Genomic DNA, 22,535 nt, shown 5'->3' with positions numbered 1-22,535 from the left:
TCGCCCGTGCTGAACGGGAAAACCGCGTCGGCACGGGGCATTGACACGCTATGAAGCGTTCGTAGGATTGTCAACAATCCACGGGTACCCTCGGCGGCCGAGGCGATTCCCGACCACGCGCGGCGGGGTTGGGACCGGAGGAGATGAGTCAACAGTCCCCCACTCCTGCGAACGGAAGATCACGATGCCCAGGTACCTGTCGATCACGCTGGAAAAGCGCGGTGTGTCCTGCGTGGCGGAGCTGCTGGACAAGGACGCCCCCCGAACCTGTGAAGCCGTGTGGCAAGCGCTGCCCCAGGTCGGGCCGGTGCACCACGCCAAGTACGCGCGCAACGAGATCTACACGATGGTGCCGCGGTTCGCGGCCGACGAACCCGGTCAGGAGAACCCGACGGTCACCCCGATCCCAGGCGATGTCGTGTACTTCTCCTTCCCCGGCGGCATGCTCGACCGCCAGTTCAAGGAGGAGAAGAACATCCACGAGCTGCCCGGCGTGATCGATCTGGCGATCTTCTACGGGCGGAACAACCTGCTGCTCAACGGCGACGTGGGCTGGGTGCCGGGCAACGTCTACGCCACCATCGTGGAGGGGCTGGACCGGATGGCCGAGGCGTGCAACGACGTCTGGCGCTCCGGCAGCGTCGGCGAGACCCTCCGCTACGACCGCTACCAGGGTTGACGGGGGAACAAATGCCGCCTGACTTCCTCGGGGCGGTATCGGGCCCGGAGCCGCAACGCGGCGTGGGAGTGATCGCCCCGTTCGACCTGGCGCTGGACCGCGAACTGTGGCGGTGGACCCCAGCGGGCGTCTCGCTGTACTTGACGCGCACGGCGTTCGTGCCGGTGCCGGTGACCGTCGAGCAGGCCAGCCTGGTCAGCGACGAGGCGGCGGTGCACGGCGCGACCCGCGACCTGCTGGTCCCGGAGCCGGAGGTGGTCGCCTACGCGTGCACCTCCGGCAGCTTCGTGAACGGGGCGACGGGGGAGCGCGCGCTGGTGGAGGTGATGCGGCAGGCCGGTGCGCCGGCCGCGGTCACCGCCTCCGGCGCGCTGGTGCAGGCCCTGCAGATGCTGGGCGCCGACCGGATCTCGATCGCCACGCCGTACGTGGAGAGCGTGACCGAGCGGTTGCACGGTTTCCTCGACGAGCACGGCATCGACGTGGTCACCAGCGTCGGCCTGGGTCTGCTCGGCCAGATCTGGAAGGTCAACTACCGGCAGGTGGTGGACATCGTGCGCTCGGCCGACCGGCCGGAGGCCGAGGCGATGTTCATCAGCTGCACCAACCTGCCGACCTACGACATCATCGGGCCGCTGGAGCAGGAGTTGGGCAAGCCGGTGCTGACGGCCAACCAGGTCACGATCTGGGCGGCGCTGCGCGAGATGGGGCTGCAGGCGGTGGCCCCGGAACAGCGGCTGATGCAGGTGGTGGACGCGCCGGCCGCGTGACGATCGCATCAAGAACGGGTTAGCCGCGACGGACCCTGCGGTAACATTGTCAACAATCGACCGGTTGTGCGGTGTTGGCGTCGGCGGATCCGCAGCGGTGGTGTCGGAAACGATGTGGACTAAGGATGGAGCTACCGGTGCCGTTCACCGCAGGAATTCTCTACCCCGGCTACAGCGCCGAGGACGACTACCCGGCGCTCGAAGGGCTGCTCGGTGGTGGTATCCGGCTGCCCCTGGTGCACACCTTGATGCGCGAGGACGCGCATCGGGTGGACGCGCTGTTGGACATCGGCTCGGACGACGTGCTCGCCGACGGTGCGCGGCAGCTGCTGGAGCACGGCGTGCAGTCGGTGATCTGGGCGTGCACCAGTGGCAGCTTCGTCTTCGGCCCGCAGGGCGCGCGGGAGCAGGTGGAGAAGCTGCAGGCGGTCACGGGGCTGCCGACGTCCAGCACGTCGTTCGCGTTCGTGCACGCTGCGGCGGCCCTGGGGCTGCGGCGGGTGGCGGTGGCCGCGACCTACCCCGACGACGTGGCCACCAGTTTCGTCGAGTTCCTGCAGGCGGCGGGGCTGGAGGTGGTGAGGTTGTCCAGCCGGGGCATCATCACCGCCGCCGAGGTGGGCACGCTCGGCCGTGACGCGGTGCTGGAGTTCGCGGCGGCCAACGACGACGACCGGGCCGATGCGCTGCTGATGCCGGACACCGCGCTGCACACCGCGGCGTGGCTGGGTGAGCTGGAGGACCGGCTCGGCAAGCCGGTGCTCACCGCCAACCAGGTCAGCGCCTGGGAGGCGCTGCGGCTGGCCGGTGATCGGGCGGCGCACGACGGATTGGGAAAGCTGTTCCGCGAGGGAACAGGAGGGGAGCGCGATGCCTCCCCGGAATGAGGAGATGGTGTCAGGTGCTCGGGACCGACGAGCAGAACCAGCAGCCGGGTGAGTTAGAGCCGGTGCAGCGCAAGTCGACCGCGGCGATCGTGGCCGACCAGTTGCGGGCGGCGATCATGTACGGGTCGCTGCCGCCGGGCAGTCAGCTCGGCGAGGCCGAACTCGCCGCCCGGCTGGGCGTCAGCCGGGGGCCGCTGCGGGAGGCCATGCAGCGGCTGGTCGCCGAAGGGCTGCTGCGCAGTGAACCGCACCGCGGGCTGTTCGTGATGACGCTGGACGCCGAGGACGTCCACGACATCTACCTGGCCCGGCTGGCGGTGGAGCGCGCCGCGTGCGAGCAGATCGTCCGCCACCACCGGGTGGAGGCGGTGGCGGAGCTGACCGCGGCGCAGAGCCGGATGGTCGCCGCGGCGGGCAAGGGCGACTCGATCGAGTTGGCCGACGCCGATCAGGAGTTCCACGAGACGCTGGTGCGGGTGTCGGGCAGCCCGCGGTTGCAGCGGATGGCTCAGACGCTGCTGGTGGAGAAGCGGATGTGCCTGACGGCGCTGCAGGACAAGTACCACGCGGACGTGCAGGCGCTGGTCGACGAGCACAAGGGGCTCGTCGACGCGATCGAGACGGGCGACGAGCAGCTGCTGCTGGAGCGGCTGACGGCGCACATGACCGACGCGCTGGAGCGCCTCAACGGCTCCATGGCGAGCTGACGCACCTGACGCGGGGCGGGGTTCCCTCCACAGTGGAGGGAACCCCGCCCCGCTGCGCAGGACGAGCCGCGAATCCTGTTGTCAGAGGCCGCCGACGGCGACGTACTTGGTCTCCAGGAACTCGTCGATGCCGAACTTGCCGCCTTCGCGGCCCAGTCCGGAGTGCTTCACGCCGCCGAAGGGCGCCGCCGGGTTGGACACGATGCCCTGGTTGAGGCCCACCATGCCGCTTTCCAGCGCCTCCGACACCCGCAGGCCGCGCTGCAGATCACGGGTGTAGAGGTAGCTGACCAGGCCGTACTCGGTGTCGTTGGCCTGGGCGACGACGGCCTGCTCGTCGGTGAAGGTGGTGATCGGCGCGACCGGCCCGAAGATCTCCTCCTGGCCCATCCGGGCCTCCAGCGGCACGTTCGTCAGCACGGTCGGCTGGTAGAAGTAGCCCTCGCCGTCGCGGCCGGCGCCGCCGGTGACGACGTCCGCGCCGAGCCGCACCGCGTCGGCGACCAGCTCGGTGACCTTGCCCAGCTGGGCGTCGTCGATCAGCGGGCCCACCTGGATCTCGTCGGTGACGCCGCGGCCGACCCGCAGGCCGCTCATCCGCTCGGCCAGCCGCCGGGAGAACTCCTCGGCGACGTCGGCGTGCACGTAGAACCGGTTGGCCGCGGTGCAGGCCTCGCCGATGTTGCGCATCTTGGCCAGCATCGCGCCGTCGACCGCGGCGTCCAGGTCGGCGTCGTCGAACACGATGAACGGCGCGTTGCCGCCCAGCTCCAGCGACACCTTGAGCACCTGGTCGGCGGACTGCTCGATGAGTTTGCGGCCCACCGCGGTGGACCCGGTGAACGACAGCTTGCGGGCACGGCCGTCGCGGATCATCGGCTCCATCAGCTTGCCCGCGCTGCGCGAGGTGACCACGTTGAGGACGCCGTCGGGCAGCCCGGCCTCGATGAGGATCTCGGCCAGCGCCAGCATCGACAGCGGCGTCTGGTGCGCCGGCTTGATCACCGAGGTGCAGCCCGCGGCGATGGCCGGGCCGATCTTGCGGGTGCCCATCGCCATCGGGAAGTTCCACGGGGTGATCAGCAGCGCCGGGCCGACGGGCTGGCGCATCACCAGGAACCGGCCGCTGCCGTTGGGCGCCACCGCGTAGTCGCCGCCGATGCGCACGGCCTCCTCGGAGAACCAGCGGAAGAACTCCGCCGCGTAGGTGACCTCGGCCCGCGACTCGGTCAGCGGCTTGCCCATCTCCAGCGTCATCAGCAGCGAGAGGTCCTCGTGCCGCTGCATGATCAGCTCGAAGGCGCGCCGCAGGATCTCGCCGCGCTCGCGGGGCGGGTGCTTGGCCCACTGCGGCTGGGCGTCGGCCGCGGCCGCCAGCGCCGCCAGCCCGTCGTGCGGGGAGGCGTCGGCGACCGAGCACAGCGCACGGCCGGTGGACGGATCTTCGACCTCGAAGCTGCGGTCTCCTTCGGCGTCGCGCCATTTGCCGCCGATGAGCAGTTGCTTGGGCGCGGCGTCGACGACGGCGGCCTCTCGGGGGTGCTGTTCGGTTGAAATCGTCATGGCAACGGCGAACCCTTCTGCCTCGGGTGGTGGACAGCGACGCTCGGTGATGGTTGCATGTCAGCGGAGATTGTCAACAATCCTACATTTTGCATGTCACAACCTTGGAGTCGATCATGGCTGAGCTCTCGCCGTTGCTGAAGCAGGCCACGCCGGTCCTGGCCGCTCGCGGGGAAGGGGTCTACCTCTACGACGAGCAGGATCGCCGCTACCTGGACTTCACCGCCGGGATCGGGGTCACCAGCACGGGACACTGCCACCCGCGCGTGGTCGAGGCCGCCCAGCGCCAGGTGGGTACCCTCATCCACGGCCAGTACACGACCGTCATGCACCGGCCCCTGTTGCGGCTGACCGAGCGGCTCGGCGAGGTGCTCCCGGCCGGCCTGGACCGGCTGTTCTACGTCAACTCCGGCAGCGAAGCGGTGGAGGCCGCGGTCCGGCTGGCCCGCCAGGCCACCGGACGGCAGAACATCGTCGCCTTCCAGGGCGGCTTCCACGGGCGCACGATGGGCGCCGGCGCGCTCACCAGCTCCGGCGTGAAGGTGCGGGCCGGGATCGGCCCGATGATGCCCGGCGTCGTGTTCACCCCGTTCCCCGAGGCCTACCGGCACCGCTGCAGCGAGGCCGACGCGGTGCGCTTCGCGCTGGCCGAGTTCGACCAGCTGCTGGTCACCGTCAGCTCGCCGCGCGACACCGCCGCGATCATCATCGAACCGGTGCTCGGCGAGGGCGGCTACATCCCCGCACCGCCGGAGTTCCTCCACGGCCTGCGGGAACGCGCCGACCGGCACGGCATCCTGCTGATCGTCGACGAGGTGCAGACCGGCGTCGGGCGCACCGGCCGGTTCTGGGGCCACGACCACGCCGGCATCCGCCCCGACATCCTGATCACCGCCAAGGGCCTGGCCAGCGGCTTCCCGCTGTCGGCCATCGCCGCGCCGGAGGCGCTGATGGGCCAGGCCTGGCCCGGCTCGCAGGGCGGCACCTACGGCGGCAACGCGGTGGCGGCCGCGGCGGCGCTGGCCACCCTCGACGTGGTGCGGGACGAGGGGCTCGTCGACAACGCCGCCGAACAAGGTGCCCGGCTGCAGGAGGGCCTGCGCAAGGTCGCCGCCGAACACCCGGTGATCGGCGACGTGCGCGGGCTGGGCCTGATGCTGGGCAACGAGTTCAGCACCCCCGAGGGCGCGCCGGACACCGAGACGGCCACCCGCGCGCACCAGGCCGCCGCCCAGCGCGGGCTGCTGCTGCTGACCTGCGGACCGCACGGCAACGTGGTCCGCATGATCCCGCCGCTGATCGTCACGGCCGAGCAGGTCGACGACGCCGTCGGGTTGTGGGCGGAAGCGGTGCGCGACGCCGTCAACGGCTGACCACCACGGTCGTGGTGGCGGGTTGTGAGGTCGCCCTCGCGCCCGCCACCAGCCGAAACGGGTGGTCTCCGATCACCGTTCGGTAGCGGTGGGTGATTCCCCAGCGGGCGTCTGCGATGCTTCACGCCAAACCCGGCGCGTGCGGGGCGCGCCGGATCGAACCGACGCGGGTGTGTGCATGAGCGACTGGTCGGCGGGGCAACCGCCGAGGAGCCGGAGACCGCAAGGCGGCGGCGAGAGGTACGACTACTACCGGGGTGCCCCGAGCGGGCCGCCACCCGGACGGCGTCCGCCGCCGCCCCCTCCGCCTCATCAAGGCCCTCGGCGGCCGATGGACGACGATCGGCCACCGTCGCCGCCGCCGAGGCGCAAGCAGAAGCGGTGGGGCCGGCGCATCGGCATCACGCTGGTCGTGCTGGTGCTGCTGCTGGGCGGCCTGGTGATCTACTTCGACAGCATGCTGCAGCGCACCGACGCGCTGTCGTTCGGCGGGCAGGCCCCGGACTCGTCCGGCTCCAACTGGCTGCTGGTCGGCTCCGACAGCCGCGAAGGCCTCGACGACGCGCAGCGCGAAGAACTGTCGGCCGGCGACGCCGGCGGACAGCGCACCGACAGCGTGATGCTGGTGCACATCCCCAGCGGCGGCGGCCAGCCGGCGCTGATCAGCCTGCCCCGCGACTCGTACGTGGAGATCCCGGGTCACGGCAAGACCAAGCTCAACGCGGCGTTCTCCTTCGGGGGCCCGCAGCTGCTGGCGGAGACCGTCGAGAAGGCCACCGGGGTGCACATCGACCACTACGCGGAGATCGGCTTCGGCGGGTTCTCCGACCTGGTCAACGCCGTCGGCGGGGTCGAGATCTGCCTGGACGAGCCGATGGACGACGACATGGCGAACGCGCACCTGCCGGCCGGTTGCCAGGAGCTGGACGGCCCGCAGGCGCTGGCCTTCGTCCGGGCGCGCTACTCGCTCAAGGGCGGTGACCTGGAGCGTGCGGAGAACCAGCGCAAGCTGCTGGGCGCCCTGGTCGACAAGGCGACCAGCCCGTCGACGCTGATCAACCCGTTCCGGCTGTTCCCGCTGGCCTCCAGTGCGAGCAAGACGTTCGTGGTCAACGACAGCGACCACCTGTGGCACCTGGCGTCGCTGGGCCTGGCGATGGGTGACATCAGCGGCGGCGAGGGCGTGACCACCAGCGCGCCGTTCGGGCGCTTCGGCAAGGACTCCAACGGCGGTTCGGTCATCGTCTGGGACTCCGAGGCAGCGAGTCGCATGTTCGACGCGATCGCCAACGACCAGCCCATCCCGCCGGATCTGCTGAACAAGTAGACCGCGCGACCAACGATGCGGGCCGCCCCGGAAGTTCCGGGGCGGCCCGCATCGCCGTCGGGAGGGACGGTCAGGAGATGAATCGCTTGAGCTGCTTGCTGTTGCCGTTGAAGGTGTCCTGCCCACCCGGGAAGATGCCCTTGTCGTTGTTCTGCCAGATGGTCTGGTAGTCCCAGCCGGCCGGCAGCGCACCGAGGTCGGGGCCGTAGCGGGCGATCCACAGCGGGTTGTTCGGGGCGAAGTCCGGATTGGACGCGGTGCAGCGGTTCCACCAGTCGGTCGTGGTGTAGATGACCGGGAAGCGCCCGGTCCGGGCGTGGTAGGTGTTGCTGAAGTCGGCGATCCACCGCGACATCGCGGCCGGGTCCAGGCCGTAGCAGGCCTCGCCGTAGGGGTTGTACTCGATGTCCAGCGCCCCCGGCAGGGTGCGACCGTCGTGGCGCCAGCCGCCGCCGTTGTCGACGAAGAAGTTGGCCTGGTCGCGGCCGGTGGAGCGGTCCGGCAGCCCGAAGTGGTAGGAACCGCGGGTCATGCCGACGTCGTGGGAACCGTCGTACTGCTGGGCGAAGCGGGCGTTGCGGAAACCGGTGCCCTCGGTGGCCTTGACGTAGGCGAACCGGGCGCCGTCGGCCCAGACCCGGGGCCAGTCCACGTCGCCCTGGTGGCCGCTGACGTCCAATCCGGACACCGCACCGGCCGGGAGGGGGAAGGGGAGGGAACGCGCTTGGGCGTCCTCGCCGCCCGGCAAGCTGTAGCCCGCCCAGGCGCCGTTGGGATCGTCGGGGCTCAGCCGCGGCGCGGTGCGCGACTGCTCGGCGTTGGCCGTGCCACCGGCCAGCGCGGCCGTCGCGATCATCGCCGCGAGCAGCGCTGCGGTCCTACGTGGACGGCGGGAAACGTCGCGGGCCGGGCGTCGCCTTTGGCGGCTGCCGATCGGGCCGCGGAATCTGCGGAGCATGCACTCGCCTCCTCACCAGCAAAGGCATCGTCGTCTAGCGGGACCGGGCGTCCGAGGTCTCGGACCGGGGTGGGGGTGCGGATCTTGCGCGTTCGGAGAATAACCCGCACATTGCGGACCCGCTGAGTTCCGCCACGGCGTTTCGCCGGTTTTGCCCCATGTGGACACGCGCCGTCCACTGTGGTGGTAACCGGCGTGATCCACGTCTCCCGATTGGAGAATCGGCCTCGCATCCGGTAGGTCTCGGGCATGGCACAGCGAACGGGCGGTCCCGGATCGGGGCGGTACAGGGACCGGCGACCGGGTGATCGCCGGCGCGACGAACGGCCCCGCGGTGATCGCGGCGACGAGCAAGCGCTGCGGCAGGAACTGCGCGCCATGCACGGCGCGAGCTACGGCCGCTACAAGTCCTTGGGCGGCCGCTGGTCCTTCGGCGGATTCACCCTGGAGGTCCAGCGCGTGCAGCCGGACCCGTTCGCCCCGGCCAGCCGCTGCGAGGTCCGGGTCGACCCGGCGGTCGCGGGCTTCCCCGAACAGCTGTGGTCGACACCGGTGCGCGCGCGGGCGCTGGCCGGGTACCTGGTGCGGGCGGTGTACCGCAGGCTCCACGACAGCCGGTTGCGGGTCGACGCCGGCCGGCAGGAGGTGCTGGACCGCAGCGCCTGCCAGATCGCCGGGGGAGCGGTGGTGCTGCGCCTGGGGATCGACCTGCCGGGACGCGGCCGGACCATCGACGGCCGGCAGGCGGAGCAGGCCCTGTGCGACGAGCTGCCCGACGCGGTGGAGGCCGCGCTGCGCTGGGCCACGGCCGATCAGCGGCGGCTGCGGGAATTCGTGGACTCCATTGAGGACACCGATGCGCTGCGGCGGATGCTGCCGGACCTGGGGCTGGTGGCGTTCGTCGCCGACGGCGCGATGCTGCCCCGGCGCAGCGGCGTCGACGAGCGGCCGCTGACCGACGGGGTGCCGTTCGCCGCGCCGGAGTCGCTGAGCGTCGAGGTCGACCTGCCCAACCGGGGCCGGGTGCGTGGCATGGGGGTGCCCGAGGGGATCACCCTGATCGTCGGCGGCGGCTTCCACGGCAAGTCCACGCTGCTGCGCGCGTTGGAGTTCGGCGTCTACGACCACGTTCCCGGCGACGGCCGGGAGCTGGTGGTGTGCCGCGAGGACACCGTCAAGGTGCGCGCCGAGGACGGGCGGCGGGTGCACCGGGTGGACGTCAGCCCGTTCGTCGGGCACCTGCCCACCGGCGCCGACACCACCGACTTCTCCACCGACAACGCCTCCGGCTCGACCTCGCAGGCCGCCTCGATCGTGGAGGCGGTGGAGGCGGGGGCGAAGGTGCTGCTGGTCGACGAGGACACCGCGGCGACGAACCTGATGATCCGCGACGCCCGGATGCAGGCGCTGGTCGCCAAGGAGTCCGAGCCGCTGACGCCGTTCGTCGACCTGATCCGGCCGCTGCACGCAGCGCACGGGGTGTCGACGGTGCTGGTGATGGGCGGCTCCGGGGACTACATGGACGTGGCCGATCAGGTGCTGATGCTCGACGCCTACCACGCCCGCGACGTCACCGAGCGCGCCCGGCAGTTGGCCGCCGCGCCCACCGGCCGCCGCTCGGAGGCCGGGGCGTTCCCGCAGGTCCGGCACCGCGTGGTGGACCCGCGCTCGATCCCCACCGAACGACCGAAGGTCCGCGCCCGCGGAGTGGACGCGCTGACCCTGGGTGAATCCACTGTGGAGCTGCGCGGCGTGGAGCAGGTCGTCGACCCCGCGCAGGTCACCGGGATCGGGCTGGCGCTGGTCAGCTGCGCGCGGCGGGGAGTGCTCGACGGCGCCCGCACCGTGGCGGAGGTGCTCGACGCCTTCGCCGCGGACGTCGCCGAACGCGGTGTCCTGGCCGTCGACGAGCGCTACGTGGGCGATTTCGCCGTGCCGCGGCGCTTCGAGCTGGCGGCCGCGCTGAACCGGCTCCGGGTGCTGAGGGTGGCCGGCTTTCGCACGTGAGGAGGTTTGCCCGGCGGCGACGGGCGGGCATCATCGAGGCGAGTGGTTTCCCCGATGTGCTGTCGCGCGAAACGCGCGGCGGACGGGAGGCGAGCGATGCCTCGCATGGGTTTCCCGGATCGAACCACCACCGGTTACGCCGACCGCCGGCACGCCGGGCGGGTCCTGGCCCAGCGGATGACCGGGCTTGAGCTGGTCGATCCCGTGGTCCTCGGGCTGGCCAGGGGAGGGGTGCCGGTGGCCGCCGAGGTGGCTCGGATGCTGAAGGCGCCGCTGCGGGTCTGCGTGGCCCGCAAGATCGGCGCGCCGAGCCAGCCGGAGCTGGCCGTCGGTGCCGTGACCGCCGACGGCCCGCCGAGCTACGACCAGCAGCTGGTGCGTTCGTTCCACCTCGACGAGCGGACCCTGCGGGCTGCCTGCGAGCGGGAGCGGGCCGAGGCGCGGCGCCGGGAGCAGCTGTTCCAGCGCGGCGAACCGCTGCCGTTGGCCGGGCGTGACGTGGTGCTGGTCGACGACGGGCTGGCCACCGGGGCCACGGCGCGCGCGGCGGTGCGGATGCTGCGCGGGTCGGCGCCGCGCAGCGTGGTGCTGGCCGTGCCGGTGGGGGCGCCGGACGCGGTCACCGCGCTGCGCGCGGAAGCCGACGTGGTGGTGTGCGTGCTGCAGCCGGTCGGCTTCGCCGCGGTGGGGCAGTGGTACCGCGACTTCAACGCCACGACGGACGAGGAGATCTTCGAGATCCTGCGGGAGCTCGACCAACCGTAAAACTTGCCAAGGTGGCAATCTTGCAAATTTGGCAAGTTTGGCTACCGTGGTCCGCATGACCGCCGAAGACGACGCCCGCATCGGGTTGCGGGAGCGCAAGAAGCGCCAGACACGCCTCGCGTTGAGCCGGGCGGCGATCCGCCTGACCGTCGAACGCGGATGGCAGGACGTCACGGTGGACGACATCGCCGCGGCCGCCGACGTCTCGCCGCGCACCTTCCGGAACTACTTCGCCGGCAAGGCCGAGGCCATCGCCGCCAGCCACCTCGAACGCGCCCTGCGGATAGCCGAGGAGCTGCGCGCGCGACCGGCCGCCGAACCGCTGTGGGACGCCATCGGCAACGCGGTGCAGGCGCAGTTCGCGCCGGCACCGGACGACCGGCAGCCCCACGACCAGGGCTGGATCGACGGCCTGCGGCTCATGCTCGCCGAACCCGCCGTGCAGGGCGAAGTCCTCAAGGCGAACGCGATCGCGCAGGACGAGCTGGCGAAGGCCATCGCCGAACGCACCGGCACCGATGTGGCGCACGACCTGTACCCGCAACTGGTCGCCGCCGTGGTCGGCGCCGGCAGCGCCACGGCCGTGACGCACTGGCTGCGCGAAGACCCGCACGGCTCCGCCCTGCCGCTGCTGCGCGAGGCGTTCGCCCGGATCTCCGCCGGACTCCCGGTCCCATGAGGACGGATCCGGCCCATTCCGCCCACTTCGACGAAGGAGCACAACCCCCGATGATCGCCGATGTCGCCATCGCCGGCGGCGGCCCGAACGGGCTCATGCTGGCCTGCGAGCTGGGCCTGGCCGGGCTGCGGCCGATCGTGCTGGAACGCCTGACCGAGCCCAGCGACGAGCCCAAGGCCAACGGCCTCGTCGGCCAGGTCGTGAAGATGGTCGACCGCCGAGGGCTGCACGAGCCGCTCAGCGGCGGCCCGCGGCCACCGCTGCCGAACTCCGCCTACTTCATGTTCGCCGGGATGAGCCTGAACCTGGGCCTGCTGCCGGACAGCCCCGTCTACAACCTGGCCGTGCCGCAGCGCCGCATCGTGGAAGTCCTGGCGCAGCGGGCCGCCGAGCTCGACACCGACATCCGCTGGGGGCACGAGGTCACCGGCCTGTCGCAGGACGACGACGCGGTCGAGGTGGAGGTCACCGGCCCGGACGGGCCGTACCGGCTGCGGGCCCGGTATCTGGTCGGCGCGGACGGCGCCCACAGCGTGATCCGCAAGCGCGCCGGCATCGGTTTCCCCGGCGTCAGCTACGACCGGACGACGAACCGGACGGCCAACGCCACCGTTCCCGCGGACTGGGTGGATCCCGCGACCGGCGCGCTGAACGTGCCCGGCGGCGGCGCGATCCTGCCGTTCCTGCCGCACCGCACCGAGCGCGGCGGCTTCGGGTACGCGCCGTTGCCGGGGCAGGATCCGCTGATCAGCACCATCGAGTGGGACGAGCCGGAGACCGAGGCGCCGATGACCCTCGACGAGCTGCGGGAGAGCGCCCGCCGGGTCCTGGGCGCAGACGTGCCGCTCGGCCCGCCCACCGGCGCGGGGCCGCACGTGCTGCGACGCCGCAGCGGCGGCAACACCCGCGTGGCCGACCGGTTCCGGGACCGCCGGGTGTTCCTGCTCGGCGACGCCGCGCACGTCTACACCGCGGGCGGCGGGCCCGGGCTCAACCTCGGCCTGCAGGACGCGATCAACCTCGGCTGGAAGCTCGCCGCCGAGCTCCGCGGCGACGCCCCGCCCGGACTGCTGGACAGCTACGAGGCGGAACGCGGCCAGGCGGCCCGGCGCATGATCACCTATGCCCAGGCGCAGTCCGCGCTGATCGCCCCGGGCAGCGACGTCACCGCGCTGCGCGAGCTGTTCACCGAGCTGCTCGACGATCCCGGCACCGTCCAGCGCCTCGCGGACCTCACCGCAGGCTCGGACGTCCGCTACGACATGGGCGCCACGGGCGCGCATCCGCTCATCGGCCGGTGCGCCCCGGAATTCGAACTGCACACCGAAACCGGGCCGGTGCGGCTGGCGGAGCTGACCCGCAGCGCGCGCCCGCTGCTGATCGACCTGACCGAGGACGGATCCCCGGGGACGCTCGCCGGGCGCACCGACCAGGTGGATGTGGTCCGCGGGCGGCTCGCCGGCGCCGACATCGGTGCCACCGCCTTGCTGCTCCGCCCGGACTGCTACGTGGCGTGGGCGTCGGCATCACCTGGCCCGGATGCCACCGAGCTGGACGCGCTCCAGGCGGCGGCCGACCGGTGGTTCGGCGTCCCGGTGACCGCCCGCGCCTGACCAGGAGACCCCCGGCTGTCCATTGTGGTCAGGCTAGGTGAGCAGGCCGCCGCCCGGCTGATCCGGATTGCCGGCCGTCAGCGGTCGGCCAGGAGGATCAGGCCCGCGTCGGTGGGGCGGAAGCCGCACGCGTCGAAGTAGAAGCTGCGCAGGTGCGGCTCGAAGTCGACGTGCAACCAGGTGCAGCCCGCGTCCTGGGCGGCCTGCGCCGCGCGCCGCACGAGTTCCGTTCCGATGCCGCGGTGCTGGTGGTCTGGGCGGACCTTCGTGTCGAGCAGGAAGGCGTGGTCGCCGCCGTCCCAGGCGACGTTCACGAAGCCGATCAGCGCGCCGCCCGGCGGCCGCGCCGTCACCCAGCCCAGGCTGTGCGCGCGGACCCTCTCCCACCAGCCGGACTCGGCCGTGCCGCCGTGGGAGAGGGTCAGGGACACGAGTTCGTCGTCGGAGGCCTCGGCCCGCCATCGGTAATCGATCTCCACCGCCCGATGGTCGCAGGCCACCGCCTGGGAAGAAATCGCTTTTCCAGCACGGGAATCCATCTCAGCACAGCATTGAGTTTGATATTTCTCATGATTTCAGTGTCGATCAAAATTAATCCTCAGGACCAACCTTCACCAACCGAGGCCATGACGCGATAACCTCGCGGCACCTACTCCTGCGCTGCGGAGAACCGGGAAACGGGTGGACTTGCGCCACCGGTCGGGGGGCTTCTGGCGCGTCGGGGTGGAGCTAGGTGTCCGTCTCGGGTTGATTGGTTCGTTATGACTGCCGCTGGACATTCCGACAACACGCCGACGCAGGCGGGTAGGCACACGCCACCTCGGCGGTCGGGGACGAGACGGAGTGCCGATTCCGGCGAGTCGGGCTATTCGGCCGAGGTGGCGTGGCAGGTGGGCGAGGCCGCCGCCGCGCTGGGCGATCGGCTGCGCGACCCCGCTGTGCCGCACAGCGTCGAGGAGATCGAGCAGGTGATGCGCGGGTTCTCGTTGACGGTCGAGGGCATGGCCGTCGGGTGCGGCGGAGTGACCGAGTGGCTGCGGGCGGCCGGGCACGTCGGCCCGCTGTCCGGGCACGCCAGCGTGATGTCGGAGCGCTTGTCGCACATCGGCAAGGAGCTGACCCGGTTGGCCGATGCGATCGAGAAGGCGCAGAAGCGCGCGAGCTGACGCGGGGCGCGCGGGCGAACACCGTCGGTGCTGCGCCGCGGCGAGCGTAGTGGTGCCGCACGGCTGTTGCGGGCCTCTCAGTATGTTGGTGCCAACATCACGACCGCGATGATCGAACTGCGCTTCGCGGAGCGGGCTCGGTGGCGCGGTCGTGGGGATCAGCGCGGCGCTGTTGGTGGGCGCGTTGGCGGGTCGGCGGTCGGGCGCCGGTCCTGCCGTGCGAGTGCTGCGTGCTGGTCTGCTGCTGGAGTTCGGTTGCAGGCGGGGCCTGCGTGTGCGTGTGGAGGTGGCCCCTTTGGTTCGCGGCAGTGTCGGTGATTCCTCTGCCGCCTTTGATTCGCTGTTCAGCGAGGTGTTCTCGGGGGCACCGGGAGATGCTTCGGCGTCGGAGCGCGGTCTGGCGCTGGGCACGTTGCTGGATGCGCAGGCGCACGAGGTGGTGTCGAAGGCGGTTCGGGCCACTGTGGACTGGGGCAGCCGGGAGCTGGACGGTGCGCATCTGCTGTGGGCGGTGACGCAGGTGCCGGCGACGGCGGAGTTGCTGGTGTCCTCCGGGGTGCGGGTGGAGGAGTTGGCGGCCGCGGTGCGGTCGGCGGTGGTGGCGCAGGATTCGGGGGCGGTGGGCCGGCCGGTGCTGTCGTCGGCGGCCCGGCGGGCGTTGCTGGGGGCTTATCAGCAGGCGTTGGGCGAGGGTGTCGACGTGGTGGGGGCGCGGCACCTGGTGTTGGGATTGGCCGCGGATGCGGATTCGGTGGCCGGGAGGGCGTTGGCGCGGGCGATCGAGTTGGGTGATCGGGGTGCGGCTCGGTCGGTGTTGAGCGTGACGCCGCGGCTGGACGAGTTCGGGCTGGATCTGACGGAGCTGGCGCGGGCCGGGAAGCTGGATCCGGTGGTGGGCCGGGATGCCGAGATCGAGCAGGCGATCGAGGTGCTGGGGCGGCGGTCGAAGAACAACCCGGTGTTCATGGGGGATCCGGGGGTGGGCAAGACCGCGATCGTGGAGGGACTGGCGCGGCGGATCGTCGAGGGCGCGGTGCCGTGGTCGTTGGCGGACATGCGGGTGGTGTCGCTGGACCTGGCGGGGATGGTGGCCGGGGCGAAGTACCGGGGTGAGTTCGAGCAGCGGTTCCGGGATGTGCTGGCGGAGATCCGGGCGCATCGGGAGGACGTGCTGGTGTTCATCGACGAGGTGCACAGCATCGTGGGGGCCGGTGCGGGCGAGGGTTCGATGGATGCGGGCACGATGCTCAAGCCGGCGTTGGCGCGCGGTGACGTGCGGTTGATCGGGGCGACGACCGTGGAGGAGTACCGGCGGCACGTGGAGAAGGATCCGGCGTTGGAGCGCCGGTTCGCGCCGATCATGGTGGGGGAGCCGTCGGTGGCGGAGACGGTGGTGGTGCTGGAGGGGTTGCGGGAGAAGTACCAGCGGCATCACCGGGTGCGCATCGATGATGGTGCGTTGTCGGCGGCGGCGGAGTTGTCGCAGCGCTACATCGCGGATCGGTTCTTGCCGGACAAGGCGGTGGATCTGCTGGACCAGGCGTGTTCGCGGGTGCGGTTGCGGCGTGGTGGTGAGGTGCGGGAGTCGGCGGTGTTCGAGCCGACGGTGGTCGCCGATGACGTGGCGGATGTGGTGGCGTCGCGGACCGGGATTCCAGTGGCGGACGTGAGTGCGCAGGACGTGCAGCGGTTGCTGGAGTTGGAGCAGCAGTTGCGGTCGCGGGTGGTCGGTCAGGATGCGGCGGTGGCGTCGGTGGCCGAGGCGGTGCGGCGGGCTCGGGCTGGTTTGGCGGATCCGGACCGGCCGATCGGGAGTTTCTTGTTCCTGGGGCCGACTGGTGTGGGCAAGACGGAGTTGGCGCGGGCGTTGGCGCACGCGTTGTTCGGTGATGCGCAGCGGTTGTTGCGGTTGGACATGGGGGAGTTCCAGGAGAAGCACACGGTGTCGCGGCTGGTGGGTGCGCCGCCGGGGTACGTGGGTTATGGCGAGGCCGGGCAGTTGACGGATCGGGTGCGGCGGCAGCCGTATTCGGTGGTGTTGCTGGATGAGGTGGAGAAGGCGCATCCGGATGTGTTCAACACGTTGCTGCAGGTGTTGGATGCGGGGCGGTTGACCGATTCGCAGGGTCGCTTGGTGGATTTCCGCAACGTGGTGGTGATCATGACCTCGAACATCGGGGCGGATCGGGTGCTGGATGCGGGGGCCGATGCGGGGGAGTCGGCGTTGGTGGTGCTGGAGGAGTTGCGGGCGTTCTTCCGTCCGGAGTTCATCAACCGGATCGATGACGTGGTGGTGTTCCGGCCGTTGGGGGCGGAGCAGTTGCGGCGGATCGCGTCGTTGTTGCTGGAGCGCACGGGCGCGCAGTTGGGGGCGAAGGGCGTCCGGTTGGTGGTGGGTGACGCGGGCCTGGATTGGCTGGTGGAGCGGGGGTATCAGCCGGAGTTCGGGGCGCGGCCGTTGCGGCGGGTGATCGCGCGGGAGTTGGACAACCGGTTGGCGTCGATGGTGCTGGCGGGGACGGTGTCGGCGGGTGATCAGGTGTCGGTGGATGTCGTTGGTGGGGAGTTGTCGTTGTCGGTGACCTCGGTGTGGGAGCCGGTGTCGGGTGGCCGGCATGCGGCGCCGGTGGAGCGTGCCGAGGTGGAGGGTTCGCAGCCGGTTCGGCGGCACAGCGTGTTCGGGTGAGCGCGGTCAGCGGTGCAGCGTGGCGATCCAGGTGGTGAGGTCGCTGGGGCGGCGGAACCGGTGGACGGCGGGGCCGTGGGGTTGGCGGCCCATTGAGGTCGGCGCGGGCGAGGAGCCCGGCGTGTTGCGGGTGCCGGAACGCCATGTTCTGTGGTGACTCTGTGCGATTGGGTGTTGGTTCGCGGCGGGGTCGCGTGTCGCCCGGCTGGTCGGTTTTTTGGCTCGTTGCAGCCTTGCTGCCACCTGATCGGGAGCGAATGTCACACGAACGTGGCGAGCCTTGTTCGGGTCGGGCGGCGGCTCCTACGGTGGGGGGTGCGGTTGAGCAGCCGCCACGGCGTACCCCTTGCGTTGAGCGCAGCGGCGAGTTCCCGGTCCCGTGGCCAACCGAACCGTCGATACGCAACCAGGGGAGGTAGCGTGATCGTCTCCAGATCCGGGATGTCTTCGGCCGCGTGGGTGGGCGTGGGCCATGAGATCGTCGCGCCGCGCGCGTCCGACGATCCGGTCGTCGGGCATTCGATGTGCACGTCCGCGTTGCGGCTGGCCGTGGAGTGGCCTGTGCCGGGTGTTGTGGTGGTGCGCATCGGTGGTGAGATCGATCTGGCCACGGTGCCCAGGCTCACGGAGTTGATCCGGCAGCGGCTGACGGCTGCTGCGTTGCAGGCAATCGTGCTGGATGTTTCGGAGGTGTCGTTCGCCAGCAGTGCGGCGATCGAGTTGTTGTTGCACGCGCAGCGTCGTGCCGAGCATCGCCGGACCAGTTTGTTCGTGGTTCCTGGTCATGGTGCGGTGTTGCGGTTGTTGACGATCACCCGGTTGCGCGAGCGGTTCGTGTGCCGGGCTTCGGCGGCGGAGGCGGTTGCCGAGGCGCGTGGGTGACGTGCCTCGGCGGTGTCAGCCGTCGTTGGTGCGGGCGAGGCGGTCGACGAGGGGTGCCCAGCCGCCGTCGGGGGCGTAGGGGTCCAGTTGCCGGGGGCGTTGGGCCAGTACCACCATCCGGCGCCTGCCTCGTCGGCTTCGTTTCGGGCGTTAGTTGGACTGCTGCCCTGCCTGGAACGACACCGCCCGCGCCGTGTTCACGCGCGCGTTGAGGTCGGCGACCGCCATCGGCGAGGTCACCGCGATCTGCGTGAAGTGCAGCAGCCGCGGCCCCTGCACGCCGACCTGCACCCATCCCTCGGTGCGTTCCTCCTTCGCAAGCAGGAACAACAGCCCCAGGAAGCAGAAGAAGATGAACAGCACGCACAGCACGATCGCCCACGCCGGGATCGTGCGGGTCGTGCGGCTCATGTCGGTGAACGTCCACGCCACCTCGCCCACCGGTGCCGTTCCCGAGGGCGTCATGACCTCTGTCGGGGTGCACACGATGTCCCCGATCGTGACGACCGGGAGCGGGGCTGAGGAAGGGACGACCATGGGTGATCATCTTAGGAGCAGGCCCGTCGGAACCCGCCGGAGGATGGCACGATTCCCGTCGTGCACACCTACATCGCACTGCTGCGCGCCGTGAACCTCGCCGGCCGCGGCCGCGTTGCCATGGCCGACCTCCGCGACCTGGTCACCGCGGCCGGGCACGGTGACGTCGCGACGTACCTGCAGAGCGGCAACGTCGTCTTCACCTCCGGTCGCACCGACCCCGAGGCGCTGTCGGCGGACCTGCGGCAGCGGCTGGCCGTCGAACTCGGCGTGGACACCCAGGTCCTGGGGCGCACCGGCACCGAGATCACCGGCATCGCCGCGCACCACCCCTTCCAGGAAGTGCAGCCCGACCACGCCAAGCTGCACGTCGGGTTCCTGACCGCCGAACCCGACGCCGGCCGGGCCGCGCAACTGACCGTGCCCGACGGCGCGCCCGAAGAACTCCACCTGGCCGGACGCGAGCTCTACCTGCACTTCCCGGCCGGAGCGGGCCGGAGCAAGCTCACCGCCGTCTACCTGGAGAAGCGGCTCGGGGTCGGCGTCACCGCCCGCAACTGGAAGACGGTCACCGCGCTGGCCGGACTCGCCCGGCAGCGAGCCTGAACCGGGTGTGGCCCAGCGTGCAGCGGCCTCGTGTCACGGCCGGACCTCGCGCGGTGTCCCAGGGATTGGCAGCACCGCAGCGAGAGGAGATGTGCGATGGCTGGGCGCCTGCGTGACGTGGCGAACCCGCGCGCCTACCTCGCGCAGGTCGTCACCCGGCAGTCGCTGAACCAGCTGCGCGGCGGCGATGTGAGGACTACGTCGGTGCGTGGCTTCCCGAACCGATCCGCACCGTGCCCGTGGGCACGTCCACGCCCGGCGCAAGCGCTTCCAGTCCGGCCCGGGACGAGCCGGGCCGTCATCGGCAGGTTCCTGCTCGCCGCCCCCTGACCCGCGCGGAAGCCCGGCGGTGAACACCGCTCGACCGGTTGTCCACAGTGGCTGATCCGGTCCGCCCGGATGGTCACGGTCCCCAGCCGATCAGCGCCTCGGCGACGGCGACCTGCACGTCGTTCAGCTCGGTTTCGCCGTCCTCGATGTCCCACAGGCAGTTCTGCAGCGCCCGCCCCAGCGTCCAGCCCGCCGCGCGCTGCCGATCCAGGCCCATCACCTCGATCATCGCTTCGAAGCGCCGCCGCACCGCCGCGGCCACGTCGCCGGTGGCCACCACGTCGTCCCACCGGTTGTGCAACGCCGGCATCAGTTCGAAGCACGGGTCACCGGCCAGCGGCTGCGGGTCGATGGCCAGCCACGGTTCCCGTTGCGCGGCAAGCACGTTGTCGTAATGCAGGTCCCAGTGCAGCAGCCGGTCGCCCGCCTCGCCGCGCAACTCCTCGACCACGCCCGCGCAGTGCGCCAGCAGCCGCCGTTGCGCCGGATCGGACAGTCGCGCGCACGCGGCGGGCACGTTGGTGAGCATGGTGGCCGCGATGTCCGACAGCCGCCGCACGCCGGGCGGCGCGGGCACGGCGCTCAATCGCGCCAGCAGCCCGGCCAGGATCCGCGCCGCCGCCACATCATCGTCCACACTGGACAACGAGGTGGTCGCGAGCCGTTCCAGCAGCATGCTGCCCGAATCCGGATCGTGCTCCAGCAGCCGCACCGCGCCCCGCCCGTCCCACGTCCGCAGCCCCACCGGCTCACCGGCGGTGTCCTCGGTGACCGGCTGCAATTTCAGCACCGCGGTGCTGCCATCGGCGCGCACGACCGGCAGCACCAGTGCCACCATGCCGTGCCGGGCGGCGCCATCCGGGCGCAGCCGCCACGCCGCCAGTCGCTGCTCGGCCAGCGCGGGAAGCCTATCGATCCAGCCGGATCCGCGGGAGCTGGCGCGGTGGGTCGCCGCGAGCGCGGCCGGAACCACCACAGCAGAAGACATCGTCGAAACACTCCTTCGTCATCGGTGAACACGTGGACGAAGGAGTCCGGGGCGGGCCGCGAACACGTCAAAGCACGACGACCACTCTAGTCGCTGCGCGCAGCAGCCCGACCATTTCTCCAGACGGGCTCTGCCGCCTGCTTGGATGAGCCCATGCGCCGATCACGCACGCTCGCCGCGCCCTGGCTGGGCCTCATGCTGGGCGCGGTCGCGTTGACCGGGTGCACCGTGCCGGCCGAGCCGCCCGCGTTGCCGCCGGCCGGGGTGTACGAACACGACGCGGCGGGGGAGAGCTCGAAGGCCGAACCGATCGTGCCCGGCGGCACCGCCGCGTCGGTCACTGGCCCGTTGACCGACGCCGGCTGGTTCTGCGTGCAGGTCCGGGCCAACGCGGACGGGCGTGCCCTGTGGTGCCGGGTCGGCCGCCGCGACGCCACGGATGCGGTCGTCCCGCAGGTGGCGCAGTTCCTCCTGGACCGCGACGACCGGCTCGCGTGGGCGTGGTTCCCGCTGCCCGACACGGCCCCCGGCGACGATGATCAGGTCACGGCCGCCGCGGTGCCGGTGCTGTCCGCGATCTGGCCCGGCGCCGGTGACCGCATCCGGCAGGAGACCGACGAATTCGAACGCGATCGCGCGCAGCGCCGCGACACCACCGAGGTGCCGCGGACGGCATGGCGGGACGAGCACGCCGACTACCTGCTGTCCGCCGTGGACGGGCTGGTCGTCACCGCCCGCGACACCTCGGTTCGCCGCTGGCCCTCCGGCGCCGAGCACTACGCGACGACGATGAGTTCCGCCGTCGATGACCTGCGGGCCGGCGGATACGACTGCTACTACCCGCCGCAGCAGTCCTGCAACCGCGTCCAGTCCAACGGTTATTTCCGGGTCTCGCTGCGCGGCGACCAGATCGTCTCGGCCCAGTTCGGCATCGGCAGCTGGATCGAAGACGGTCGGCAACGGCATCTGCTCAGCCAGGAGTTCCCGCGTGGGCTGACGTTCCTGACCGAGGGAGTGCGCGGCGCGGTCACCGACCGCATCGAGGACTGCCGCCGCTCCGGAACCAGCTTCGCCGGGATCGTGGCCGGGACCGTCGTGATCGTCGACGCGCGCCGGGGCCCCGTCGACGGGGCCGACCACGTGACGTACCTCGACGTGCAGGTGGGCGCACCACTGGCCGGCACCTACTAGAACGGCACCCGCGCGTCGCGAAGCGCGCCCAGCACCGCGCTGTCACCGTGCTCCACGATCAGGTCCGGCTGCGGCTCGACGCGGCCGGAGAACATGCGCAGCACACCGATGGCATCACCGCGCACGGTCGCCACGGGCGCATCCGCCCCGATCTGCCAGCCACCGGAGACCACACCGGTGAGCTCCAGCACCAGCGGCGGCCCGGTCCACGCATCGTCGAGATCCCGCAGGACCTGCTCGACCACGCCGCGATCGTGCTCGTGCGCGGTGAACGCCCGCCCGGTCGCCCGGCAGATGTCGACGCGGTGCATCCACATGTCGCGGGCGAGCACCACATCCACCACGTAACCCATCGCCACCGGCAGCATCCCCGGATAACCGGTGTCGAACGTCTGGCCGCGCACCGACTCCGTCATGCCCGGCAGCGCCCGGATCACTTGCCGCCACAACGGTGCGAATTCGGCCGCCAGCTCGCCAGCCTGCCGATCCCGCCACGCGTCCACCGCCATCTCGTTCATCGCATCCAGCCGGTACAGCCGCGGATACCGCAACGCGCCTTCCCGCGCCCGCAGCACCAGGAGATCCGGGGCGAGCGCGACTTCGGCGTTGCCGAGCACGTGGGCGACGACGTCGCGCACGCTCCAGCGCGGGCAGTCGGTGGTCATCAGCCACTCCTCGGCCGACAACTCGCCCAGCAGCGCCCGCATCGCCTCGACCTCCGGGCGCAGCACCTCCGCCGCGTGCGCATGCTCGGTTCGCGCCACATCATGGGCCCGCACGATGGTGGTCATGATCCACCCCCTCGCTCGATCTCGGACAAC

22 protein-coding genes are annotated in these 22,535 nt (G+C 71.2%); 16 read left to right on the top strand and 6 right to left on the bottom strand.

The annotated features are described in order from the left end of the window. The first annotated feature begins 184 nt into the window (after window positions 1-184). The 4 genes from ACWEV3_RS04615 (at window position 185) to ACWEV3_RS04600 (ending at window position 3,043) form a co-directional block, all read left to right on the top strand. Window positions 185-679 (top strand): DUF3830 family protein, encoded by a 495-nt coding sequence (locus ACWEV3_RS04615; protein WP_093267744.1) that lies wholly within the window; start codon window positions 185-187, stop codon window positions 677-679. Between the two features lie 11 nt (window positions 680-690). Continuing rightward, a complete protein-coding gene (locus ACWEV3_RS04610; RefSeq protein WP_452612556.1) occupies window positions 691-1,449 on the top strand; it encodes a maleate cis-trans isomerase family protein in 759 nt (252 codons plus the stop codon). Window positions 1,450-1,586: 137 nt separating this feature from the next. Further along, the gene (locus ACWEV3_RS04605; RefSeq protein WP_452612555.1) at window positions 1,587-2,336 is read left to right on the top strand and encodes a maleate cis-trans isomerase family protein; all 750 of its coding nucleotides are present in this window, start codon (window positions 1,587-1,589) and stop codon (window positions 2,334-2,336) included. 14 nt (window positions 2,337-2,350) lie between these two features. After that, window positions 2,351-3,043 (top strand): GntR family transcriptional regulator, encoded by a 693-nt coding sequence (locus tag ACWEV3_RS04600; RefSeq protein WP_132486075.1) that lies wholly within the window; start codon window positions 2,351-2,353, stop codon window positions 3,041-3,043. Between the two features lie 81 nt (window positions 3,044-3,124). On the opposite strand, the gene ACWEV3_RS04595 is transcribed toward ACWEV3_RS04600, so the two are convergent. Further along, window positions 3,125-4,606, bottom strand: coding sequence for an NAD-dependent succinate-semialdehyde dehydrogenase (locus ACWEV3_RS04595; RefSeq protein ID WP_452612554.1), 1,482 nt, complete (start codon window positions 4,604-4,606; stop codon window positions 3,125-3,127). A gap of 116 nt (window positions 4,607-4,722) precedes the next feature. On the opposite strand from ACWEV3_RS04595, the gene ACWEV3_RS04590 reads away from it, so the two are divergent. Next, window positions 4,723-5,979 carry an aspartate aminotransferase family protein gene (locus ACWEV3_RS04590; RefSeq protein ID WP_452612553.1) on the top strand — a complete coding sequence of 419 codons (1,257 nt, stop codon included), beginning with the start codon at window positions 4,723-4,725 and terminating at the stop codon, window positions 5,977-5,979. 331 nt (window positions 5,980-6,310) lie between these two features. Beyond that, on the top strand, window positions 6,311-7,306 hold the full coding sequence (locus ACWEV3_RS04585; protein WP_452612552.1) for an LCP family protein: 996 nt from the start codon (window positions 6,311-6,313) through the stop codon (window positions 7,304-7,306). Between the two features lie 70 nt (window positions 7,307-7,376). Here ACWEV3_RS04585 and ACWEV3_RS04580 read toward each other — a convergent pair whose 3' ends face one another. Then, complete coding sequence (locus ACWEV3_RS04580) at window positions 7,377-8,162, bottom strand: lysozyme (protein WP_452612658.1); 786 nt, start codon at window positions 8,160-8,162, stop codon at window positions 7,377-7,379. Window positions 8,163-8,513: 351 nt separating this feature from the next. On the opposite strand from ACWEV3_RS04580, the gene ACWEV3_RS04575 reads away from it, so the two are divergent. The 4 genes from ACWEV3_RS04575 to ACWEV3_RS04560 all read left to right on the top strand — a co-directional run bounded on the left by ACWEV3_RS04575 (window position 8,514) and on the right by ACWEV3_RS04560 (window position 13,328). After that, the gene (locus tag ACWEV3_RS04575; RefSeq protein ID WP_452612551.1) at window positions 8,514-10,271 is read left to right on the top strand and encodes an ABC-ATPase domain-containing protein; all 1,758 of its coding nucleotides are present in this window, start codon (window positions 8,514-8,516) and stop codon (window positions 10,269-10,271) included. A gap of 96 nt (window positions 10,272-10,367) precedes the next feature. Next, on the top strand, window positions 10,368-11,036 hold the full coding sequence (locus ACWEV3_RS04570; protein WP_452612550.1) for a phosphoribosyltransferase: 669 nt from the start codon (window positions 10,368-10,370) through the stop codon (window positions 11,034-11,036). A 55-nt stretch (window positions 11,037-11,091) separates the two neighbouring features. Beyond that, on the top strand, window positions 11,092-11,715 hold the full coding sequence (locus tag ACWEV3_RS04565; protein WP_452612549.1) for an acyl-CoA-like ligand-binding transcription factor: 624 nt from the start codon (window positions 11,092-11,094) through the stop codon (window positions 11,713-11,715). 50 nt (window positions 11,716-11,765) lie between these two features. Beyond that, entirely contained in the window at window positions 11,766-13,328 is a 1,563-nt protein-coding gene (locus ACWEV3_RS04560; protein ID WP_452612548.1) for an FAD-dependent monooxygenase, read from the top strand. A gap of 77 nt (window positions 13,329-13,405) precedes the next feature. Here ACWEV3_RS04560 and ACWEV3_RS04555 read toward each other — a convergent pair whose 3' ends face one another. After that, complete coding sequence (locus ACWEV3_RS04555) at window positions 13,406-13,807, bottom strand: GNAT family N-acetyltransferase (protein WP_452612547.1); 402 nt, start codon at window positions 13,805-13,807, stop codon at window positions 13,406-13,408. Window positions 13,808-14,206: 399 nt separating this feature from the next. On the opposite strand from ACWEV3_RS04555, the gene ACWEV3_RS04550 reads away from it, so the two are divergent. The 3 genes from ACWEV3_RS04550 (at window position 14,207) to ACWEV3_RS04540 (ending at window position 18,062) form a co-directional block, all read left to right on the top strand. After that, complete coding sequence (locus ACWEV3_RS04550) at window positions 14,207-14,494, top strand: hypothetical protein (RefSeq protein ID WP_245761277.1); 288 nt, start codon at window positions 14,207-14,209, stop codon at window positions 14,492-14,494. A gap of 295 nt (window positions 14,495-14,789) precedes the next feature. Next, on the top strand, window positions 14,790-17,180 hold the full coding sequence (locus ACWEV3_RS04545) for an ATP-dependent Clp protease ATP-binding subunit (RefSeq protein WP_452612546.1): 2,391 nt from the start codon (window positions 14,790-14,792) through the stop codon (window positions 17,178-17,180). 465 nt (window positions 17,181-17,645) lie between these two features. Continuing rightward, a complete protein-coding gene (locus ACWEV3_RS04540) occupies window positions 17,646-18,062 on the top strand; it encodes an STAS domain-containing protein (RefSeq protein WP_452612545.1) in 417 nt (138 codons plus the stop codon). 150 nt (window positions 18,063-18,212) lie between these two features. On the opposite strand, the gene ACWEV3_RS04535 is transcribed toward ACWEV3_RS04540, so the two are convergent. Further along, window positions 18,213-18,599, bottom strand: a complete 387-nt coding sequence (locus ACWEV3_RS04535) for a hypothetical protein (protein WP_452612544.1) — start codon at window positions 18,597-18,599, stop codon at window positions 18,213-18,215. Window positions 18,600-18,659: 60 nt separating this feature from the next. Here ACWEV3_RS04535 and ACWEV3_RS04530 point away from each other — a divergent pair, with 60 nt between their 5' ends. Both ACWEV3_RS04530 and ACWEV3_RS04525 read left to right on the top strand, forming a co-directional pair. After that, window positions 18,660-19,205, top strand: coding sequence for a DUF1697 domain-containing protein (locus ACWEV3_RS04530; RefSeq protein WP_452612543.1), 546 nt, complete (start codon window positions 18,660-18,662; stop codon window positions 19,203-19,205). A gap of 96 nt (window positions 19,206-19,301) precedes the next feature. After that, window positions 19,302-19,535, top strand: a complete 234-nt coding sequence (locus tag ACWEV3_RS04525; RefSeq protein WP_452612542.1) for a hypothetical protein — start codon at window positions 19,302-19,304, stop codon at window positions 19,533-19,535. Between the two features lie 73 nt (window positions 19,536-19,608). Here ACWEV3_RS04525 and ACWEV3_RS04520 read toward each other — a convergent pair whose 3' ends face one another. After that, window positions 19,609-20,523 carry an aminoglycoside phosphotransferase family protein gene (locus tag ACWEV3_RS04520; protein WP_452612541.1) on the bottom strand — a complete coding sequence of 305 codons (915 nt, stop codon included), beginning with the start codon at window positions 20,521-20,523 and terminating at the stop codon, window positions 19,609-19,611. A 153-nt stretch (window positions 20,524-20,676) separates the two neighbouring features. On the opposite strand from ACWEV3_RS04520, the gene ACWEV3_RS04515 reads away from it, so the two are divergent. Beyond that, window positions 20,677-21,714 carry a hypothetical protein gene (locus ACWEV3_RS04515; protein ID WP_452612540.1) on the top strand — a complete coding sequence of 346 codons (1,038 nt, stop codon included), beginning with the start codon at window positions 20,677-20,679 and terminating at the stop codon, window positions 21,712-21,714. Here ACWEV3_RS04515 and ACWEV3_RS04510 read toward each other — a convergent pair. Further along, window positions 21,711-22,505, bottom strand: a complete 795-nt coding sequence (locus ACWEV3_RS04510; RefSeq protein WP_452612539.1) for a maleylpyruvate isomerase family mycothiol-dependent enzyme — start codon at window positions 22,503-22,505, stop codon at window positions 21,711-21,713. The genes ACWEV3_RS04515 and ACWEV3_RS04510 overlap by 4 nt on opposite strands. Window positions 22,506-22,535: the final 30 nt, after the last annotated feature.

Source organism: Saccharopolyspora sp. NPDC003752 (genome assembly GCF_053605825.1).
The sequence above is the reverse complement of the archived record's forward strand: the minus strand, read 5'-3'. Positions and strand labels throughout refer to the sequence as shown.

Bases quoted from the DNA above. Each gene is read 5' to 3' on its own strand.
- ACWEV3_RS04610 (WP_452612556.1), top strand. From the start codon at position 691: ATGCCGCCTGACTTCCTCGGGGCGGTATCGGGCCCGGAGCCGCAACGC.
- ACWEV3_RS04580 (WP_452612658.1), bottom strand. From the start codon at position 8,162: ATGATCGCGACGGCCGCGCTGGCCGGTGGCACGGCCAACGCCGAGCAG.
- ACWEV3_RS04565 (WP_452612549.1), top strand. From the start codon at position 11,092: ATGACCGCCGAAGACGACGCCCGCATCGGGTTGCGGGAGCGCAAGAAG.
- ACWEV3_RS04560 (WP_452612548.1), top strand. From the start codon at position 11,766: ATGATCGCCGATGTCGCCATCGCCGGCGGCGGCCCGAACGGGCTCATG.
- ACWEV3_RS04585 (WP_452612552.1), top strand. From the start codon at position 6,311: ATGGACGACGATCGGCCACCGTCGCCGCCGCCGAGGCGCAAGCAGAAG.
- ACWEV3_RS04535 (WP_452612544.1), bottom strand. From the start codon at position 18,599: ATGGTCGTCCCTTCCTCAGCCCCGCTCCCGGTCGTCACGATCGGGGAC.
- ACWEV3_RS04515 (WP_452612540.1), top strand. From the start codon at position 20,677: ATGCGCCGATCACGCACGCTCGCCGCGCCCTGGCTGGGCCTCATGCTG.
- ACWEV3_RS04615 (WP_093267744.1), top strand. From the start codon at position 185: ATGCCCAGGTACCTGTCGATCACGCTGGAAAAGCGCGGTGTGTCCTGC.
- ACWEV3_RS04520 (WP_452612541.1), bottom strand. From the start codon at position 20,523: ATGTCTTCTGCTGTGGTGGTTCCGGCCGCGCTCGCGGCGACCCACCGC.
- ACWEV3_RS04590 (WP_452612553.1), top strand. From the start codon at position 4,723: ATGGCTGAGCTCTCGCCGTTGCTGAAGCAGGCCACGCCGGTCCTGGCC.
- ACWEV3_RS04570 (WP_452612550.1), top strand. From the start codon at position 10,368: ATGCCTCGCATGGGTTTCCCGGATCGAACCACCACCGGTTACGCCGAC.
- ACWEV3_RS04575 (WP_452612551.1), top strand. From the start codon at position 8,514: ATGGCACAGCGAACGGGCGGTCCCGGATCGGGGCGGTACAGGGACCGG.
- ACWEV3_RS04510 (WP_452612539.1), bottom strand. From the start codon at position 22,505: ATGACCACCATCGTGCGGGCCCATGATGTGGCGCGAACCGAGCATGCG.
- ACWEV3_RS04595 (WP_452612554.1), bottom strand. From the start codon at position 4,606: ATGACGATTTCAACCGAACAGCACCCCCGAGAGGCCGCCGTCGTCGAC.
- ACWEV3_RS04525 (WP_452612542.1), top strand. From the start codon at position 19,302: ATGGCTGGGCGCCTGCGTGACGTGGCGAACCCGCGCGCCTACCTCGCG.